Source organism: Kineococcus deserti, assembly GCF_050871945.1.
GTDB lineage: Bacteria > Actinomycetota > Actinomycetes > Actinomycetales > Kineococcaceae > Kineococcus.
Genome location: NZ_JBJLSI010000005.1, coordinates 1 through 17,483 on the forward strand (window position 1 = coordinate 1; position 17,483 = coordinate 17,483).

Sequence of the window (17,483 nt, forward strand, 5' to 3'; positions counted from 1 at the left end):
CCCCACCCGCCCCCCCCCCCCCCGCCCCGCGACGCCGCCCCCCCCCCCCCCCCCCCCCCCCCCCCCCCCCCCCCCCCCCCCCCCCCCCCCCCCCCCCCCCCCCCCCCCCCCGAGGCAACGGGTCCGGGCGGAAAGTGTGCTTTCCGCGTGTGGACGCGGAGTCGGGCCCGGTGACCGCCGTACGGTGGGGCAATGCCCGCTGATCCGCCCGAGCACCACGACTCCCCCGGGAGCCACGACGCGGCCGGGCAGCGCTGGCACTCCACGACCTACGGCCGTCCCTCCCGCCGCCCGGTGCGGACCCGTGCGGCCGCGCAGACCCCCGGCCGCGGGCAGCGGCTGACGCAGTACGCGCGGGACCTCGAGGAACCGCCCACTCCCCCGCCGGCCCCCCGTCGTCCCGCCGAACCCCGTGCGCGGCGCCGGCCGAACGTGCGGCGCCGCCGGCGGGTCCTGGCCGTCGTCGCCGTGCTGGTCGTCCTCGCCGTCGTCTACCCCCTCGCCCTGGCCTGGCGCGGGTGGTCGGCGGTGGACCAGGTCGCGGCGGCCTCGACGGGCGAACGCCCGGCCGCCACCCCCGGAACCACGTACCTCATCGTCGGCAGCGACTCGCGCGACGGCCTGAGCCAGGAGGAGATCGCGGAGTACTCCGCCGGTGGGGACGACATCGCCGGGCGGCGCACCGACACGATCATGCTGCTGCACGTCCCCGAGGGCGGGGGCCCGGCGGCGCTCATCAGCGTCCCCCGCGACTCCTGGGTCCCCATCCCCGGTCACGACCGCAACAAGATCAACGCCGCCTACGCCATCGGTGGGGCGCCGCTGCTCGCGCAGACCCTCGAGGACGTCTCGGGCCTGCGGATCGACCACTACGTCGAGACCGGCTTCGGGGGTTTCGCCCAGATCGTCGACGCGCTCGGCGGGGTGGACATGTGCCCGGCGGCAGCCGTGAGCGACGTCCGCGCCGGGCTGGACATCCAGGCCGGCTGCCAGACCATGGACGGCGCGACGGCGCTGGGGTACGCCCGCTACCGCTACTCCGACAACCTGGGCGACTTCGGCCGCGTGCAGCGCCAGCGGGAACTGCTCGGCGCCATCACCTCCGCGGCCGCCAGCCCGGCGACGTTGCTGAACCCGTTCCGCGCCTTCCCGCTGGCCTCGGCCGGCGGCGGCGCCGTCACCCTCGACGAGGACGCCTCGATCACCGACCTGGTGGGTTTCCTGCGCGGGATGCGCTCGGCGACCGGCGCCGGGGGGATCTCCATGACGGTCCCGGTGTCGGACCCGAACTACCGCACCTCGCACGGCCTGGCCGTGAAGTGGAACACCGACCAGGCGCTGGAGATGTTCGAGGACCTCAAGGCCGACGACACCGAGGCGCTGCGCTCACTGCTGGCGTGAGCCCCGCGTCGACCGCGCCGCGGCGACCGCGAACACCAGGCCCACGACGAGCAGGGCGGCGCCCGTCCACAGGTTCAGCGCGATCCCACCGGTCTTGGCCAGGTCCTCCTCGGTCGTGCCGAAGAGCCCCTGCCCCAGCAGCAGCAGGCCGAACAGGAACATCGTCACGGCACTGATGCCGCGCAGGTCGGTGACGAAACGCTTCACGGGTGCTCCTCAGGGTCGCTCAGGCGAAGGCGAGGTTCAGGGCCAGGCAGCCGGCGAGCACGACCAGCCCCAACGGCAGCGGACGCCGCCACCACGGCTCGTCGACCTCGGGCGCCGCGCCGTCGAGCACGGGAACCGCTGCGGCACCGCGGATCGGCAACCGGCCGCGGCCCCACACCAGCCCGTCGAGCTCCTCCACGGGTTTGGGCGTCGTCACCAGCGACACGACGACGCAGGCGAGGGCACCGGCCACGAACGCCACCCCCATGCCGACGAAGGAGGCCATCTGGCTGGAGTTGAACGTCACCCAGCCCAGTCCACCCACCACGCTCGTCCCCACCGCACCGGCGGTACCCGCCAGCAGCCCGGCCAGCCCCGCCCACGGCGTCATCCGCTTCCAGAACAGGGCGATGATGAACGTCGTGAACAGCGGGGCGTTGAAGTAGGACTGCAACTGCTGGATGTAGTCCTGCAGGTTGTCGAAGCGGGCGGCGATGAACGCCGTGGCCACGCCCACCAGCACGCCGTGCACGTTGACGCGCCGGCCGACGCGCAGGTAGTAGGCGTCGGGCCGGTCCTTGCGCACGTACGTCTGCACGATGTCGTAGGTGACGACGGTGTTGAACGCGGAGACGTTCGCGGCCATGCCGGCCATGAACGCCGCCATCAACCCGGCCAGGGCCAGGCCCAGCAGGCCGTTCGGCAGCACCTCGTCGATGAGGGCGGGCAGCGCCTCGTTGTACGGCAGCCCCGGTTCCCCGAGCCCGACGACCAGCTGACCGGCGACCATGCCCGGCACGATGACGATCGCCGGCAGCAGCATCTTGACGGCCGCGGCGAGGATCGGGGTGCGCTGCGCGGCCGACATGTCCTTGGCCGACAGCGCGCGCTGCACCTCGGTGAAGTTCGTCGTCCAGTAGCCGAACGAGTTCACGAAGCCGATGCCCAGGACGATGAGGATCCAGTTCCCGAAGGGGTTCGTGGCCTCCCCCACACCCGTTCCGCCCCAGGCGTGCAGGGCCGTGGGCGCCAGCGCGGGATCGGCCGCCGTGCTCGCGACCAGGCCGTCCCAGCCGCCGATGCGGTGCAGCCCGGCGATCGTCAGCGGCGTCATCGCGGCGACCACGACGAAGAACTGCAGGACCTCGTTGTAGATCGCGGCAGTGAGCCCACCCAGGCCCGTGTAGACCAGCACGACGGCGGCCGCCACGCCGATCGACAACCAGATCGGCCAGCCGATGAGCACGTTGACCAGCAGCGCCAGGGCGTACAGGTTGATCCCGGCGACCAGCGCGGTCGCGATCGCGAACACGACCGACTGGTACAGGTGGGTGGCGCGGTTGAACCGCAGCCGCAGGAACTCCGGCACCGAACGGACCTTGGAGCCGTAGTAGAACGGCATCATCACCAGGCCCAGGAACACCATGGCCGGGATCGCGCCGATCCAGTAGTAGTGCGTCGTCGGCATCCCGTACTGGGCGCCGTTGGCGGCCATCCCGATGAGCTCGACGGCTCCGATGTTGGCCGACAGGAACGCCAGCGCCGTGATCCACGCGGGCAGGCGACGGCCGGAGAGGAAGAAGTCGCGGCTGTCGTGCACGGTGCGGCGGGCGATGAAACCCACGCCGAGGACGACCGCGAAGTAGACGACGACGAACGCGTAGTCGATGGCCTTCGCCTCGAGCCGGAGATCGACGTCCACTGCGCGAACCACTCCCCACCGGTGCCGGACCCACCACCACCTCGACCGCGGGCCGGACCACTGTACCCGTGCACACGACGGCGCCCCGCCCACCGCGCGGGTGGACGGGGCGCTGGAGGGGGACGCTCAGAACAGCGAGACGGCCGCCTGGGCGTCGACGAGGCCTTCGCCGTAGAAGCCGTTGTCCTCGGCCGGACCGGCGCAGGTGGCGGTGGAGACGACCTCCCCGGCCGTGGCCGAGTACCGGCGGTAGGTGTACTCGGCCGGCACCGGGCAGGGCGTGTCGGTCGCGGTGCCGAGCAGGACCGCCTCGGTGACGGCGGGGTCCAGCGTCAGCGTGCCCGGGTGGGCCGGGTCGGGCCGGCCGTACTCGCTGACGATGAGGGCTGCGACCCCGGCCGCGTGCGGCGCGGCCATCGAGGTGCCCTGGGCGTACTGGTAGTAGGCGTCCTGCCCGTCCGGGGTGGTTTCGCGGATCACGAACGGGCTGGTGGGCTCACCGTTCTCGTCGATGGCGCCCTCGGCGATCGCGACGTTCTCCGGGTAGGCCCCCAGGACCTGCGCGCCGGGGCTGACGCGGCCGTTCGGGGTGTCGTAGGCGTCACCGCCGGGCGCGGAGACGTCGGACTGCTCGGTGCCGAAGTTGGAGTAGTACGCCTTGCGGCCCGAGGGTCCGGTCGAGTTCACGGTGACGACGCCGTCGTTCTCGGCCGGCACGTTCAGGCAGGTCGCGTTGTCGATGGTGCGCTCGCGCGCGTCGGCGGGGTTGCCCTCCGGATCCAGCGGGTAGTCCGGGCTGGAGGCGTCGACGCCGGGGGCGCCGAGGTCGGTGGCCTCGTTGCCGGAGGCCGACACGGGCAGGACGCCCTTGCTGCGCGCGTAGTCGATGGCGCGCTGCACGGCGGCGACGATGACGCGCTGCTGCTGCTGCTCGGCCGGGGAGTCGGCCGGGTTGGCCTGGCAGTTGTACAGCCACGGGTCGACGTAGAAGCTCATGTTGATGACGTCCACGCCGGCGTCGGCGGCGTAGGTGATGGCGTCGAGGGTGGGCTGCAGGAAGAAGAACCCGGAGTCCTGGCCGGCGCGGATGTTGACGAGGTTCACGTTCGGGGCGACCCCGGCGATGCCGACGCCGTTGACGGGCGAGCCGATCGAGCTGGCGACGTGGGTGCCGTGACCGCCCTCGTCGACGTCGGCGGGGTCGACGCAGCTCTCGACCTCGCAGGGACCGTCGATGTCGGGCATGTCGGTGACGAAGTTGCGGCTGAGCCCGGCGTCGAAGTTCGGCGCGATGTCGGGGTGCGACCCGTCGACGCCGGTGTCGATGACCCCGACGCTGACCTTCTTGCTGCCCGGCTGTGTGCGGTAGCTGCCCTCGGCGGTGGCGCCGATGGCCTGCATGTCCCACTGCAGGGAGGCCAGCGGTTCCTCGGCGGGCCGACGCGCCGCGAGCGCCTTGAGCGAGACGTCCCCGTCGACCTGGGCGCGCTCGGCGGCGGTGAGGCGCTCGACCGCGTCGGTGTCGCGGACGGCGTCCTTCGGGGCGGCGCCGATCGTCCGGTTGGCGGCGGCGCCGACGAGCCCGGCTGCGTCGCCGGTCTTCTCGGAGAAGTCCGCGGCCGTGCTGGTGACGACCGCGTAGCCGACCTCGGCGTTGCTGGACAGGACGGTGCCGCCGGCCGCGGCGATCTGAGCCCGCGCCACGGCGTCGGAGGTGCCGGGGTCGTAGAGGACGACGTAGTTGGTCTGGCCCGCGGTCGTGGTGGTGCTGTCGGTGGTGCTGGTCCCGGCCGAGGACGCGGACTGCGTCACCGCCAGGGTCGTCGCGACGAGCGCCGTGCTCATCGCGGCCGACAGGATGATCTTGCGCACGGGGGGTCTCCTACCTCGATGGTTGCTGGAGGCAGAGTTTGGTGCACAGAGTGCTCACAGACAAGGGTTTGCCGTGGTCGATTTGAGGATGCGGGACGGGCGTTCGGCGTTATCGTGCGCGCCCCGCGCGGGACGCCGCCCAGGGCCGGGTCAGCGCCGCGCCAGGTCCACCAGCACGTCCAGCAACCGCCGCCCGTCCATCCGCAACCCGTCGTGCTGGTACTCGTTCGTCACGAACGTGCGGGCCCCGCGGATCGCCTGTGCGGTGCGCCGGCTGAACTCGTACGGCACGAACATGTCGTCGACGTACACCGCGGCCGCGACGGGAACGGTGTTGTGCGCCAGCACGTCCGCGTCGTACAGCGGCGGCAGCGAGTCGTCGGCGGCGAGCAGGCCGGCCGCCTCGCGCAGGGGCACCAGGGCGGGATCCTCCTCGAACTGCCACGGGTACACGTGTTCCCCGGTGAACCGGAACTCCGGCGCGTCGAGCGCGAAACCGGCCTCGTCGCGCACCCGGTGCGCCGACCAGTTCGTCGCCGACCCCTGCGCGTAGATGCTCTCGTGGACCAGCGCGTACAACGGGTGGTCGGCGAAGGACAACCGCCGGGACATCTCCAGCAGGAACCGCTCGGACAGCCGGCGGACGCCGTGCACCGTGGTGAACGGGTCCTCCAGGGCGAAGTGCAGGGCGTCGAAACCCGACACCTGCCCCAGCGCGATCCCGATGGTCCGGAACCGCCGGGACGACAACCGCTCCCCCGTCACCAGGAACTCCTCGGTCCCCTCGAGGTGGTCGGCGACCTGCTGCGCGACCACGAGGTCGCGGGGGTAGCGGGCGAAGAACTCCTCGTTGCGCACGGCGGTCTGCGCGTAGGTCGCGCGGTAGACGTCGTCCGCCGTCGTCTCGATCCCCGGCAGCCCGGCGGTGATGAACACCTCGCGCAGGCCCTGCGGCGCCTGGGACAGGTACGTCGTCAGGCAGAAACCGCCGTAGCTCTGCCCCAGCGCCGCCCAGGTGTCCCCGCCCAGCTCGGCGCGCAGCAGTTCGGCGTCGGCCACGATCGAGTCGGCGCGGAAGTGCCTCAGGTACCGCGCCTGCTCGGCCGGTGCACCGGTCAGGCTCTGGCGGTCCAGCCGGTTCGAGCGTCCGGTCCCGCGCTGGTCGAGCAGGACGACGCGGAACTCCTCCAGCGCCCGGTCCAGCCAGCCGCCGACCACGTCGGGACGGTTCGCGGGATGGCCCGGCCCGCCCTGGAAGAACACCAGCCGCGGCGCGTCCTGCCGGCCGTCCCGGACGTACTCGCGGGCGAACACCTCCAGGGTTCCCGGTGTCCCGCCGCGGTGGTCGAGGGGGACGGTGACGACGTGCTCGTGCACGTCGTGGCCGTCGACGCGGTGGGACTCGGTGCTCAGCGGACTCACCCCCCGACCGTAAGCCACCGGTGGACGCGACCCGGTCGACGGGAGCGGCCGCCGCGCCCACCGTCGCGACGTGGAGATCGCCGGGGCGCTGACCGAGCGCGCCGACGCCCAGCGGCGGGTGGAGCAGCTGCGCTCACGCATCACCGCGAACGCCCGCCACCAGGAGGGCGAGGAGCCGGCCGGGGACGCCGCCGCGCTGCTGGTCGAGACCGGCAGGTGCTGACCCGGTCGCAGACCCTCGTCGCCCGCACCGACCGCACCGACTCCCAGGTCGACCTCGGGCCCGACGGCACGATGACCGGCGCTCGTCGTCGCCCAGCCGGAGCGGCCGCGCGTTCGAGCGCGAGGTCACCGCGTGCGCGGTGAACGCGCGCGAGGTCACCGCGCGCCACGACCACCACGCCGCGCGTTCGAGCGCGACGTCACCGCGTGCGCGGTGAACGCGCGCGAGGTCACCGCGCGCCACAACCACCACGCCGCGCGTTCGAGCGCGACGTCACCGCGTGCGCGGTGAACGCGCGCGAGGTCACCGCGCGCCGGCACGGTGGCCGCGCGGCGGCCGGCGACCTCAGCCGCCGAAACCGACGCCGGAGCGCCGGGTGCGGGCACGCAGCTTCTCGCCCTTGTCGTACGCCGCCTGCCGCAACGAGTCCTGGAACTCCACCATCCGCGTCCGCAGCTCCGCGTCGGCCGCGGCGAGGATCCGCACGGCCAGCAGCCCGGCGTTGCGCGCGCCGCCGATGGAGACCGTCGCGACCGGGACGCCGGCGGGCATCTGGACGATCGACAGCAGGGAGTCCATGCCGTCGAGGTGGCGCAGCGGGACGGGGACGCCGATGACGGGCAGCGGCGTCACGCTGGCCAGCATCCCCGGCAGGTGCGCCGCCCCGCCGGCGCCGGCGATGACGACCTGCAGACCGCGTTCGGCGGCCGCGGCGCCCCAGGCGACCATGTCGTGCGGCATGCGGTGCGCCGAGACGACGTCGGCCTCGTAGCCGACCTCGAACTCCTCCAGCGCCTTGGCCGCCTCCTCCATCACGGGCCAGTCGGAGTCCGACCCCATGACCAGACCCACACGCGTCACGGTGCTCACTCGTCGATCTCCCCCGCGATGAAGGCCGCCGCGTGCCGGGCACGCGCGCGGACGGTTTCCAGGTCGTCGCCGTAGACGGTGACGTGCCCGAGCTTGCGGCCGGGCCGCTGCTCCTTGCCGTACAGGTGCACCTTGACGCCCGGGTCGTGCGCCATGACGTGCAGGTAGGACCGGTAGAGGTCCTCGTGCCGGGCCTCGATGGCCTTCGGCCCCAGCACGTTGACCATGACCGTCCACGGCGCGCGCGGCTGCGTCGACCCCAGCGGCAGGTCCAGCACGGCCCGCAGGTGGTTCTCGAACTGGCTGGTGACCGACCCGTCGATGCTCCAGTGACCGGAGTTGTGCGGGCGCATGGCGAGCTCGTTGACGACGACGTCGCGCACCCCGTCGCGGTCGACCTCGAACACCTCGACGGCCAGCACGCCCGTGACGTCGAGGCCGCCGGCGATCCGCAGGGCGATGTCGGTGAGCCGGCCGGCGAGGTCGTCGGACAGGTCCGGCGCGGGGGCGGTGACCTCGTGGCACACACCGTCGCGCTGCACGGTCTCCACGACCGGCCACGCCGCGGCCTGGCCCGAGGGGCTGCGCGCGACGAGCGCGGCGAGCTCGCGGGTGAAGGGCACGTGCTCCTCGGCCAGCAGCCCACCGCGCCCGGCCCAGTCGGCCAGCCACTGCTGCGCCGTGGACCACTTCGCGTCGTCGGGGCCGTCCAGGACGAGGACGCCCTTGCCGTCGTAGCCGCCGCGCGGGGTCTTCAGCACGACCGGCCAGCCGGCGGTCGCGGCGAACCGCTCGACGGCGCCGCGGTCGGCGACCCGCGCCCACGCCGGGCACGGCACGCCGAGGGAGCTGAGCTTCTCGCGCATGACGATCTTGTCCTGGGCGTGCACGAGGGCGTCGGCCCCCGGCTGCACCGACGTGACCTCGGCCATCGCCCGCAGCCCCGGACCGGGGACGTGCTCGTGGTCGAAGGTCACCGCGTCGCACTCGGAGGCGAAGGCGACCAGCGCCTCGAGGTCGTCGGCGGCGCCGAGCGGCGCGGGCGTGATCACCTGCGCGGCCGCGACGTCGGGGCCTTCGGCCAGGACCCGCAGCCGCAGGCCGAGCGCGAGCGCGGCGGGCTGCATCATGCGGGCGAGCTGGCCGCCGCCGACGACTCCGACGACGGGGAAGCCGCCGGGCCGGGCGTACGGGGCGGGATCCGTCCGGTGGGGTTGCGTGCGGGCGGGTGTGGGCACAGCGGTCACGTCTGCCGAGCGTAGTGGCCGCGGCGCGTCGTTCAGGTCATCACCCGTTCGGCCGATGGACCCTGGGATGCCTGCCGCACCGAGGTGCGTCACAGTTGACCCGTCGCGCCACGGAACCGTGGTGCGTGCCCACGGAGGGGGAGCAAGTTGTTCACCGTGATCGCCTGTGTGGCGTTCGTCGTCCTCGGCATCGTTGGAGCCGTCAAGATGGAGGACCACCTCGACCCGCGGAAGACACGCACCTCTGCGAAGCGGTGACGTCGAGCCCGTTCCCAGCCTGACCCGTCAGACTGCGTGGCCGCGGGGGAACACCCACCCCCGGGACGACGGAGAGAGCGGGAGCCAGTGAGCGGGAGAGATCAGGGCGGGACGGGTCTCGTGCGCCGGTTGCGCGACACCTACGAGGTCCTGGCCCGCGAGGCCGCGAAGTTCGGCATCGTCGGCGCGGTCGCGTTCGTCACCGACTTCGGGATCTTCAACCTGCTGCGCTACGCCGGCCCCGACGGGGTCGGCGTGCTGCACCACAAGCCGCTGACGGCCAACGTCATCTCGGTGGTCACCAGCATCGTGGTGGCCTGGCTGGGCAACCGGTACTGGACGTTCCGGCACCGGCGTCGCGCCTCGGCGCCCCGGGAGCTGCTGCTGTTCTTCGTGATGAACGGCTTCGGGCTGCTCATCTCGCTGGCCTGCCTGGGGTTCACCTACTACGTGCTCGACCTGCGCGGGCCGCTGGCCTCGAACATCTCGGCCAAGGTGGTCGGCGTCGCGCTCGGCACGCTGTTCCGCTGGTGGGCCTACCGGAGGTTCGTCTTCGTCGAGGAGCTGCGCGAGGAGGGCTGGGAGGCCCACCCCTCGCACGAGCAGCCGCAGGCCTCAGCGGGGCCGCAGGTGGACGACGTCCGCCGCAGCGAGGCGCGTCCGGGCGCCGCCTGAGCCCTCCACGAGCAGCCGCCCGTCGTCGTCGACGTCGACGGCCCGGCCCTCCAGCGCCGACCCGTCGGGCAGGTGGGCCCGCACGTCGGCGCCGATCGTCGCGCTGACCGCGCGGTAGGCCGCCAGCGGTGACTCCCCCGCCGCCCACCGGTCCACCCGCACGCGCAGGGCCCGCAGGTAGCGGCGCAGCACGGTGTCCCGGTCGTACGACCGGGCCCCGGCCAGCAGCAGCGAGGTGGCCGTCTCGACGGGCAGCTCGTCGGCGCGCAGGGACACGTTGAGCCCGGCGCCGAGGACGACCCGGTCCGGGCGGGCCTCGGCGAGGATGCCGCACAGCTTGCCCGGCCGGTCGGGGCCCTCGACGAGGACGTCGTTGGGCCACTTCAGGCGCGCGCGGACCCCGAGCCCCTCCAGGGCGTCGACGACGGCGACCCCGGTGACCAGCGGCAGCAGCGCCCAGTCCTCGACCGGCCGCTGCGGTCGCAGGAGCACCGAGACGGCCAGGGAGGAGCGCGGCGGGGCCGACCAGGTGCGCCCCAGCCGACCGCGGCCCGCGGCCTGGTGGTCGGCGACGAGCACGGCGCCGTGCGGCGCGTGCTCCTCGGCGACGAGGTCGGCGTTGGTGGACCCGGTGCTCGCGACGACGTCGAGGCGGCTCCAGCCGTCCGGTCCGACGAGCGCGGCGCGCAGGGCGGCGGCACGCAGCGGAGGGCGTTCGAGGTCGCTCCACGGGTTGTCCACGCCTCGATCATCCCCTCCGGGATTTCCCTCTCGGCGCGCCGTGTGGTGAGGTGAGCCTGCCCTGACCCTCCGAGCTCGATGGAGTTCCCCGTGCGCACCTCCCGCCGCGCCCTGCTGGCCACCGTTCCCCTCGCCGCGCTCGTCGGCGCCTGCGGCTCCGAGGACGAGACGGCCTCCGAACCCGCCAGCGCCCCCACGAGCGGCGGCGGCGCGTTCCCGGTGACGATCGAGCACGCGCTGGGGTCCACGACGATCGACGCCGAGCCGAAGCGGATCGTCTGCCTGGGCTGGGGCTCGCAGGACGTCGTGTGGGCGCTGGGGCTGCAGCCGGTGGGCGTTCCGGAGGTGACCTACGGCGGCCTGGAGGACGGCACCTACCCGTGGTGGGAGGGGCACTTCGACGCCTCGACGACGACGTTCCTGCCCAACCCGACCTCCGGGGAGGTCCCGTTCGAGCAGATCACGGCGCTGGCCCCGGACCTGGTCCTGGCGGTCTACTCGGGCATCACAGCCGACGACTGGAGCACCCTGAGCCAGATCGCCCCGACCGTGGCCTACCCCGGCGAGCCGTGGCTGACGAGCTGGCAGGACCAGACCACGATGATCGGGCAGGCCGTCGGCAGGAGCGCCGAGGCGGAGGCGCTCGTCGCCGACACCGAGGACGACCTCGCCTCGCGCGCCGCGGGCAGCCCCGCGCTGGCCGGCAAGACGTTCACCTACATCTCGGCCGACCCGGCCACGCTGTACGTCTACCTGCCCGGGGACCCGCGCGTGGACATGCTGCACGAGCTGGGCCTGGTGGACGCGCCCGGCGTGACCACGCTGGCCGAGCAGGAGGACACCTTCTACGCCACCGTGGCCAAGGAGCGCGTCCGCGACCTGGACGCCGACATCGTCGTCGGGTACGGCATGACCCGCGACGAGCTGCGCGCCGACCCCGTGTACGCGACGATGCCGGCCGTCGCCGCGGACGCCGTCGCCTGGCTGGAGGACCAGTCGCTGGTCAGCGCCACCTCGGCCACCGTGCTGAACCTGCCCTGGCAGCTGGACCGGCTCGTGCCCTTGCTGGACGCGGCGGCGCAGAACGCCTCCGCCTGACCCGCCGCCCCACCCACCCTCCCCCGCGATCAAGGACTCAACTCCGACGATCAAGGATTCGCGATTCCTTGATCGACATCGGCGAATCCTTGATCGCGGGGGTGGGGGGTCGGGAACTAGGGTCGGGGCGTGAGTGAGCAGCGGCAGGCGACCGCGATCGACGCAGTGGCCGAACGTCACCTGGAGACGGTGCTGCGGTTGCAGCCGTCCTTCGCCCTGTCCCTCGGCGTCCCCGACCCCGCACCGGGGCTGGGTGACCGTTCCCCCGCGGGCCTGGAGCAGATCGCGGACGCCGACCGGGCGACGCTGGCCGCGCTCGAGGCGACCCCCGAGGTCGACGAGGTCGACCGGGTGACGGTGGCGGCCCTGCGCGACCGGCTCGGCCTGGAGGTCGCGCTGCACGAGGCGGGCGAACTGCTCGGCGACCTCAACGTCATCGCCTCCCCCGTGCAGGACCTGCGGATGGTCTTCGACCTGCTGCCGACCGGCTCCGACGACGACTGGCAGGTCGTCGGCGAGCGGCTGGCGGCCGTGCCCGCGGCCCTGGAGGGGTACGTCGAGAGCCTGCGCACGGCGGCCGCGGCCGGCCGGGTCGCCGCGGTCCGCCAGGTGCGGGCGTGCACGGCCGAGGCGGCCTCGTACGCCGCGCCGGAGGGGTTCTTCACCACCTTCACGGCCGGCCGGGGCCCGGCCGTCGAGGCGGCCGGAAACGCTGCGGCGCAGGCCTACGGGGACCTGGCGCGGTTCCTGCGCGAGGAACTGCTGCCGCAGGCGCCGACGGCCGACGCCGTCGGCCGCGACCGGTACGCCCTGTGGTCGCGGTACTTCGTCGGCGCGCGGGTCGACCTCGACGAGACGTACGCGTGGGGTCTGGAGGAGGTCGCCCGGCTGCGCGCGGAGATGGCCGACGTCGCCCGCCAGCTGACGGGTTCGGGTGACGTCGCGGCCGCGGCCGCTGCGCTGGACGCCGACCCCGGCCTCGTCGTCGAGGGCGCGGAGAACTTCCGGGCGTGGATGCAGGACCGCTCCGACGCCACGGTGGACGCGTTGCAGGGCAGGCACTTCGACATCCCCGAGCAGATCCGCCGACTGGAGTGCCGGATCGCGCCGACGACCAGCGGCGGGATCTACTACACCGGCCCCAGCGAGGACTTCTCCCGTCCCGGGCGGATGTGGTGGGCGGTTCCCGCAGGGCAGACGACGTTCTCCACGTGGCGCGAGGCGACGACGGTGCACCACGAGGGAGTCCCCGGGCACCACCTGCAGATCGGCCAGACGGCCGTGAACAGCGCCCTGCTCAACCGCTGGCGGCGCCAGGCCTGCTGGATCTCCGGGCACGGCGAGGGCTGGGCGCTGTACGCCGAACGGCTGATGCAGGACCTGGGTTTCCTGCGCGACCCCGGCGAGGTGCTGGGCATGCTCGACGCGCAGCTGCTGCGCGCCGGTCGCGTCGTGCTGGACATCGGGATCCACTGCGGCCTGCCGGCTCCCGCGGAGGTCGGCGGCGGCGCGTGGACCTACGCCAAGGCGTGGCAGTTCCTGCAGTCGGTCTCGGGCAACCACCCCGACGTGCTGCGCTTCGAACTCGACCGCTACCTCGGCTGGGCCGGGCAGGCACCCAGCTACAAAGTCGGCGAACGGTTGTGGACGGCGCTGCGCGACGACGTCGCCGCCCGCGACGGCGCCTCGTTCGACCTCAAGGAGTTCCACCGGCGCGCGCTGGACGTGGGTTCCGTGGGCCTGGACGTCCTGCGCTCGGCCCTCCTCCCCGCCTGACCCCGCTCACTGCGCGTGGTCGCCAGGTGGGGACCGTTGACGCAACGGGCCGCACCTACCGGCCCGTTGCGTCAACGGTCTCCCACCGTGACCACCCACCGTGACCACCCGCAGTGACGTGTGACGATTGACGGCGTGACGTCGCTGCTGCTCGCCTCCGCCTCCCCCGCCCGCCTGGCCACCCTGCGCGCGGCCGGTCTGGACCCGGCGGTGATCGTCTCCTCGGTCGCCGAGCCGGCGGTGGTCGAGCGGTACGGGGTCACCGACGCCGAGGACGTGTGCCTGGTCCTGGCCAAGGCGAAGGCCGAGGACGTGGCCGGGCAGCTGGCGAACCGCGACGACGCCCCCGACGACGCGCTGGTCCTGGGCTGCGACTCGGTCCTGGCCATCGACCTCGGCGACGGCGTGGAGGTCCTGGGCAAGCCCGCCGACGCGGCGGAGGCGACGACGCGCTGGCAGGCGATGCGCGGGCGCAGCGGGGTCCTGCACACCGGGCACTGGCTCATCGACGACCGCGAGGACGGCTCGGGCGCCACCATCGGCGGCGTCGCGAGCGTGACGGTGCACTTCGCCGACGTCACCGACGCCGAGATCGAGGCCTACGTCGCCTCCGGTGAGCCGCTGAACGTGGCGGGCGCGTTCACCGTCGACGGCCTCGGCGGGGCCTTCGTGCGGGGCGTGGAAGGAGATCACCACGCCGTCGTGGGGGTCTCGCTGCCCCTGCTGCGCGACCTCGTCCGCGAGGCGGGGGTCTCCTGGACCGACCTGTGGGCCGAGCGCGGGTAGTCTCAGCCCTCGTCCCGCACCCTCCCTCGAACTTCCGGAGACGCCGCATGACCTCCCCCGAGCCGTCGACACGAGTCACGGGTCCGGTGACGAAGGTCCTCGTCGCCAACCGCGGGGAGATCGCGGTCCGCGTCGTGCGGGCCGCACGCGACGCGGGCCTGCGTTCCGTCGCCGTCTACTCCGAGGGCGACCGGGACGCGCTGCACGTGCGCAGCGCCGACGAGGCGTACGCCCTGGGCGGCACGACCGCCAAGGAGTCCTACCTCGACGCCGGCAAGATCGTCGAGGTCGCGCTGCGCTCCGGCGCCGACGCCGTGCACCCCGGGTACGGCTTCCTGTCCGAGAACGCCGCCTTCGCCCAGGCCGTCATCGACGCCGGGCTGACGTGGATCGGCCCGCCGCCCGCGGCGATCGAGGCCCTGGGCGACAAGGTCTCCGCCCGGCACCTGGCCGCCCGCGCGGGCGCGCCGCTGGTGGCCGGCACCCCCGACCCGGTGGCCGGGCCCGAGGAGGTCCTCGCCTTCGCCGACGAGCACGGTCTGCCCATCGCGATCAAGGCCGCCTTCGGTGGTGGCGGGCGGGGGCTGAAGGTCGCCCGCCACCGCGAGGACGTCGAGGAGCTGTTCGCCTCGGCGGTGCGCGAGGCCGAGGCCGCCTTCGGCCGCGGCGAGTGCTTCGTGGAGCGCTACCTCGGCCGTCCGCGCCACGTCGAGACGCAGGTCCTGGCCGACGCGCACGGCGGCGCCGTCGTGGTCTCCACCCGTGACTGCACGCTGCAGCGCCGGCACCAGAAGCTCGTCGAGGAGGCCCCGGCCCCCTTCCTGACGCCCGAGCAGGACGCCGAGCTGCGCCGCGCCTCGCTGGCGATCGTGCGCGAGGCCGGCTACGTCGGCGCCGGGACGGTGGAGTTCCTCGTCGCCGCGGACGGGACGCTGGCCTTCCTGGAGGTCAACACCCGCCTGCAGGTCGAGCACCCGGTGACCGAGGAGGTCAGCGGCATCGACCTGGTCGTGGAGCAGTTCCGCATCGCCCGCGGTGAGCACCTGGGCTACTCCGAGGTCGCCACCCGCGGCCACTCGATCGAGTTCCGCATCAACGGCGAGGACCCGAGCGCGAACTTCCTGCCCCGGCCGGGCAAGCTGACCCGGTTCTCGCTGCCCTCCGGTCCCGGCGTCCGCGTCGACACCGGCATCGACCCGCGGTCGGCGGCCGTCGACGGTGGCGTGGAGATCTCCCAGGACTTCGACTCGCTGCTGGCCAAGCTGATCGTGACCGGCGCGACCCGCGAGCAGGCGCTGGCCCGTGCGGCCCGTGCGCTCGGCGAGTTCGTCGTCGAGGGCGTGCCGACGGTCCTGCCGTTCCACCGCGCGATCGTCACCGACCCCGCGTTCGCGGCGACCTCGGCCGGGCAGTTCACGGTGCACACCCGCTGGATCGAGTCCCCGGAGTTCGACGCCTCCCGGCTGGAGGGTTCCGGCTCCCACGAGGAGGCCGGCGACGCCCCGCACCGGGAGACGATCGTCGTCGAGGTCGCCGGCAAGCGCCTGGAGGTCTCCTTCCCGGTCGAGCAGTTCAACGCCCAGCTCTCCCGCGCCGGCCACGAGATCTCCCGCGCCGGTGTCGCCACCGGTGCGGCGGTGGCCCGCGCCTACCGTTCGGCCACCCACCGCGGTGCCGGCAAGAAGGGCAAGGCCGCGGGTGGGTCGGCGAAGAACCCGAACGCGCTCGTGACGCCCATGCAGGGCACGATCGTCAAGATCGACGTCAACGAGGGTGACGTCGTGGCCGAGGGCGACCTCGTCGCGGTGCTCGAGGCGATGAAGATGGAGCAGCCGCTGCTGGCCCACCGCTCCGGGACGATCACCGGCCTGACGGCCAAGCCCGGCGACACCACGACGACCGGCGCCGTCCTCTGCGAGATCCTCGACGCCTGAACGCGCACCCCGCGGAGGGGAAGCTCTCCGCGGGGCGGTCAGGACGTGGTGACGGTGACGTCGCCGGCGCCGGTGTTCAGGTCGAGGACCGGTCCGTCGTCGTCGGCCGGCACCTCGACCGTGCGGTCGCCGACCAGCGAGCCGCCGCGCACCGCGTAGCCCGTCCCGTCCCCCGGGACGGTCACGTCGAGGTCACCGGCCGACGTCTCGACCCGTGCCGCGGAGAACTCCCCGACGAGTTCGACGTCCCCGGCCTCCGAGGTCACCTCGACGTCCAGACCGGCCGGGACGGTGAGCGTCCAGTCGGCCGAGCACGGGCCCGGCAGGCTGCCCACCTCGCAGTCGCTGCGGAACACCAGGGTGTCGCCCTGCCGGGTGAACCCGTGCTCGGCCCGCCCCCAGCTGTGGGTGACGGTTCCGGTGACGGACACCTCGCCGACCTGACCGGCCCGGATGCTCACGTCCCCGACGCCCAGGACCACGACGAGACGGTCGCCGACCGCCGCACGCTCGGCGACCCGCACGTCGACGGACGTCATCTGCCCCAGCGCCGAGAGCGAGCCCGCCGCCACCGCCAGGCCCGCGAGCACCCCGGCGGCCACCTTCCCCGCGCTCACCGGGCCGCCTCCTCGAGGTAGCGCAGCACGGCCAGCACCCGGCGGTGGTCGTCGGAGTCGGGTGGCAGGTCGAGTTTGGCGAAGATGTTCGACACGTGCTTCTCCACGGCCTTCTCGGTGACGCCGAGCTCGGACGCGGTGCCGGTGTTGGACCGGCCGGCGGCCATGTGCCGCAACACCTCCGTCTCGCGCGGGGTGAGCCGGGCCAGGGGGTCGTCGCGACGGGCGCGGGCCAGCAGCTGCCCCACGACCTCCGGGTCCACGGCCGTCCCCCCGGCGGCCACCCGGCGCAGTTCACCGACGAACTCCCCGACGTCGCCGACGCGGTCCTTCAGCAGGTACCCGACCCCGCGGGCGCTGGAGGACAGCAGGTCCCCGGCGTACTGCTCCTCGACGTACTGCGACAGCACCAGCACCGCCGTGCCGGGGTTGTTCGCCCGCACGACGACGGCCGCGCGGATCCCCTCGTCGGTGAACGTCGGCGGCATCCGGACGTCGACGAGGGCGAGGTCGGGGGCGTGCCGGTCGACGGCGGTCAGCAGCCGCTCCGCGGTGTCGACGGCCTCGACGACCTCGATCCCCTCGGCCGTCAGCAGGCTCGTCAGCCCCTCGCGCAGCAGGACCGAGTCCTCCGCGATGACCACCCGCAGCCCC

At 73.6% G+C, this 17,483-nt stretch carries 16 protein-coding genes; 7 read left to right on the plus strand and 9 right to left on the minus strand.

Annotation, left to right across the window (positions count from 1 at the left end; all coding sequences use genetic code 11):
• Positions 1-192 precede the first annotated feature (192 nt).
• The gene (locus ACRYR2_RS05490; protein WP_432561828.1) at positions 193-1,401 is read left to right on the plus strand and encodes an LCP family protein; all 1,209 of its coding nucleotides are present in this window, start codon (positions 193-195) and stop codon (positions 1,399-1,401) included.
• Here ACRYR2_RS05490 and ACRYR2_RS05495 read toward each other — a convergent pair.
• The 4 genes from ACRYR2_RS05495 to ACRYR2_RS05510 all read right to left on the minus strand — a co-directional run bounded on the left by ACRYR2_RS05495 (position 1,387) and on the right by ACRYR2_RS05510 (position 6,604).
• Positions 1,387-1,608, minus strand: a complete 222-nt coding sequence (locus ACRYR2_RS05495; protein ID WP_432561829.1) for a hypothetical protein — start codon at positions 1,606-1,608, stop codon at positions 1,387-1,389. The two genes, ACRYR2_RS05490 and ACRYR2_RS05495, sit on opposite strands and share 15 nt — an antisense overlap.
• 19 nt (positions 1,609-1,627) lie before the next feature.
• Positions 1,628-3,310, minus strand: a complete 1,683-nt coding sequence (locus tag ACRYR2_RS05500; RefSeq protein ID WP_432561830.1) for a sodium:solute symporter family protein — start codon at positions 3,308-3,310, stop codon at positions 1,628-1,630.
• Between the two features lie 126 nt (positions 3,311-3,436).
• Entirely contained in the window at positions 3,437-5,182 is a 1,746-nt protein-coding gene (locus ACRYR2_RS05505; RefSeq protein ID WP_432561831.1) for a S8 family serine peptidase, read from the minus strand.
• Positions 5,183-5,332: 150 nt separating this feature from the next.
• On the minus strand, positions 5,333-6,604 hold the full coding sequence (locus tag ACRYR2_RS05510) for an alpha/beta fold hydrolase (RefSeq protein WP_432561832.1): 1,272 nt from the start codon (positions 6,602-6,604) through the stop codon (positions 5,333-5,335).
• 70 nt (positions 6,605-6,674) lie between these two features.
• Here ACRYR2_RS05510 and ACRYR2_RS05515 point away from each other — a divergent pair, with 70 nt between their 5' ends.
• On the plus strand, positions 6,675-6,827 hold the full coding sequence (locus tag ACRYR2_RS05515; RefSeq protein ID WP_432561833.1) for a DIP1984 family protein: 153 nt from the start codon (positions 6,675-6,677) through the stop codon (positions 6,825-6,827).
• 345 nt (positions 6,828-7,172) lie between these two features.
• On the opposite strand, the gene purE is transcribed toward ACRYR2_RS05515, so the two are convergent.
• Both purE and ACRYR2_RS05525 read right to left on the minus strand, forming a co-directional pair.
• Complete coding sequence (gene purE / locus ACRYR2_RS05520; RefSeq protein ID WP_432561834.1) at positions 7,173-7,697, minus strand: 5-(carboxyamino)imidazole ribonucleotide mutase; 525 nt, start codon at positions 7,695-7,697, stop codon at positions 7,173-7,175.
• On the minus strand, positions 7,694-8,935 hold the full coding sequence (locus ACRYR2_RS05525) for a 5-(carboxyamino)imidazole ribonucleotide synthase (protein ID WP_432562005.1): 1,242 nt from the start codon (positions 8,933-8,935) through the stop codon (positions 7,694-7,696). The genes purE and ACRYR2_RS05525 overlap by 4 nt, the downstream gene beginning before the upstream one ends.
• Before the next feature lie 354 nt (positions 8,936-9,289).
• On the opposite strand from ACRYR2_RS05525, the gene ACRYR2_RS05530 reads away from it, so the two are divergent.
• Positions 9,290-9,877, plus strand: a complete 588-nt coding sequence (locus ACRYR2_RS05530) for a GtrA family protein (protein ID WP_432561835.1) — start codon at positions 9,290-9,292, stop codon at positions 9,875-9,877.
• Here the strand turns inward: ACRYR2_RS05530 and ACRYR2_RS05535 are convergent.
• On the minus strand, positions 9,818-10,618 hold the full coding sequence (locus tag ACRYR2_RS05535) for a biotin--[acetyl-CoA-carboxylase] ligase (RefSeq protein WP_432561836.1): 801 nt from the start codon (positions 10,616-10,618) through the stop codon (positions 9,818-9,820). The two genes, ACRYR2_RS05530 and ACRYR2_RS05535, sit on opposite strands and share 60 nt — an antisense overlap.
• A 90-nt stretch (positions 10,619-10,708) precedes the next feature.
• Between ACRYR2_RS05535 and ACRYR2_RS05540 the strand changes: the two genes are divergently transcribed.
• The 4 genes from ACRYR2_RS05540 (at position 10,709) to ACRYR2_RS05555 (ending at position 16,212) form a co-directional block, all read left to right on the plus strand.
• A complete protein-coding gene (locus ACRYR2_RS05540) occupies positions 10,709-11,716 on the plus strand; it encodes an ABC transporter substrate-binding protein (RefSeq protein WP_432561837.1) in 1,008 nt (335 codons plus the stop codon).
• Between the two features lie 129 nt (positions 11,717-11,845).
• Positions 11,846-13,492 (plus strand): DUF885 domain-containing protein, encoded by a 1,647-nt coding sequence (locus ACRYR2_RS05545; RefSeq protein WP_432561838.1) that lies wholly within the window; start codon positions 11,846-11,848, stop codon positions 13,490-13,492.
• A 135-nt stretch (positions 13,493-13,627) separates the two neighbouring features.
• Positions 13,628-14,278: a Maf family protein gene (locus tag ACRYR2_RS05550; RefSeq protein ID WP_432561839.1), complete on the plus strand. Its 651-nt coding sequence runs from the start codon at positions 13,628-13,630 to the stop codon at positions 14,276-14,278.
• Between the two features lie 86 nt (positions 14,279-14,364).
• The gene (locus ACRYR2_RS05555) at positions 14,365-16,212 is read left to right on the plus strand and encodes an acetyl/propionyl/methylcrotonyl-CoA carboxylase subunit alpha (RefSeq protein WP_432561840.1); all 1,848 of its coding nucleotides are present in this window, start codon (positions 14,365-14,367) and stop codon (positions 16,210-16,212) included.
• A 38-nt stretch (positions 16,213-16,250) separates the two neighbouring features.
• Here ACRYR2_RS05555 and ACRYR2_RS05560 read toward each other — a convergent pair whose 3' ends face one another.
• Together ACRYR2_RS05560 and ACRYR2_RS05565 are read right to left on the minus strand one after the other, a co-directional pair.
• The gene (locus ACRYR2_RS05560) at positions 16,251-16,829 is read right to left on the minus strand and encodes a DUF4097 family beta strand repeat-containing protein (RefSeq protein ID WP_432561841.1); all 579 of its coding nucleotides are present in this window, start codon (positions 16,827-16,829) and stop codon (positions 16,251-16,253) included.
• Positions 16,826-17,479: a response regulator transcription factor gene (locus tag ACRYR2_RS05565; protein WP_432562006.1), complete on the minus strand. Its 654-nt coding sequence runs from the start codon at positions 17,477-17,479 to the stop codon at positions 16,826-16,828. The genes ACRYR2_RS05560 and ACRYR2_RS05565 overlap by 4 nt, the downstream gene beginning before the upstream one ends.
• Positions 17,480-17,483: the final 4 nt, after the last annotated feature.

Bases quoted from the DNA above. Each gene is read 5' to 3' on its own strand.
- ACRYR2_RS05490 (WP_432561828.1), top strand. From the start codon at position 193: ATGCCCGCTGATCCGCCCGAGCACCACGACTCCCCCGGGAGCCACGAC.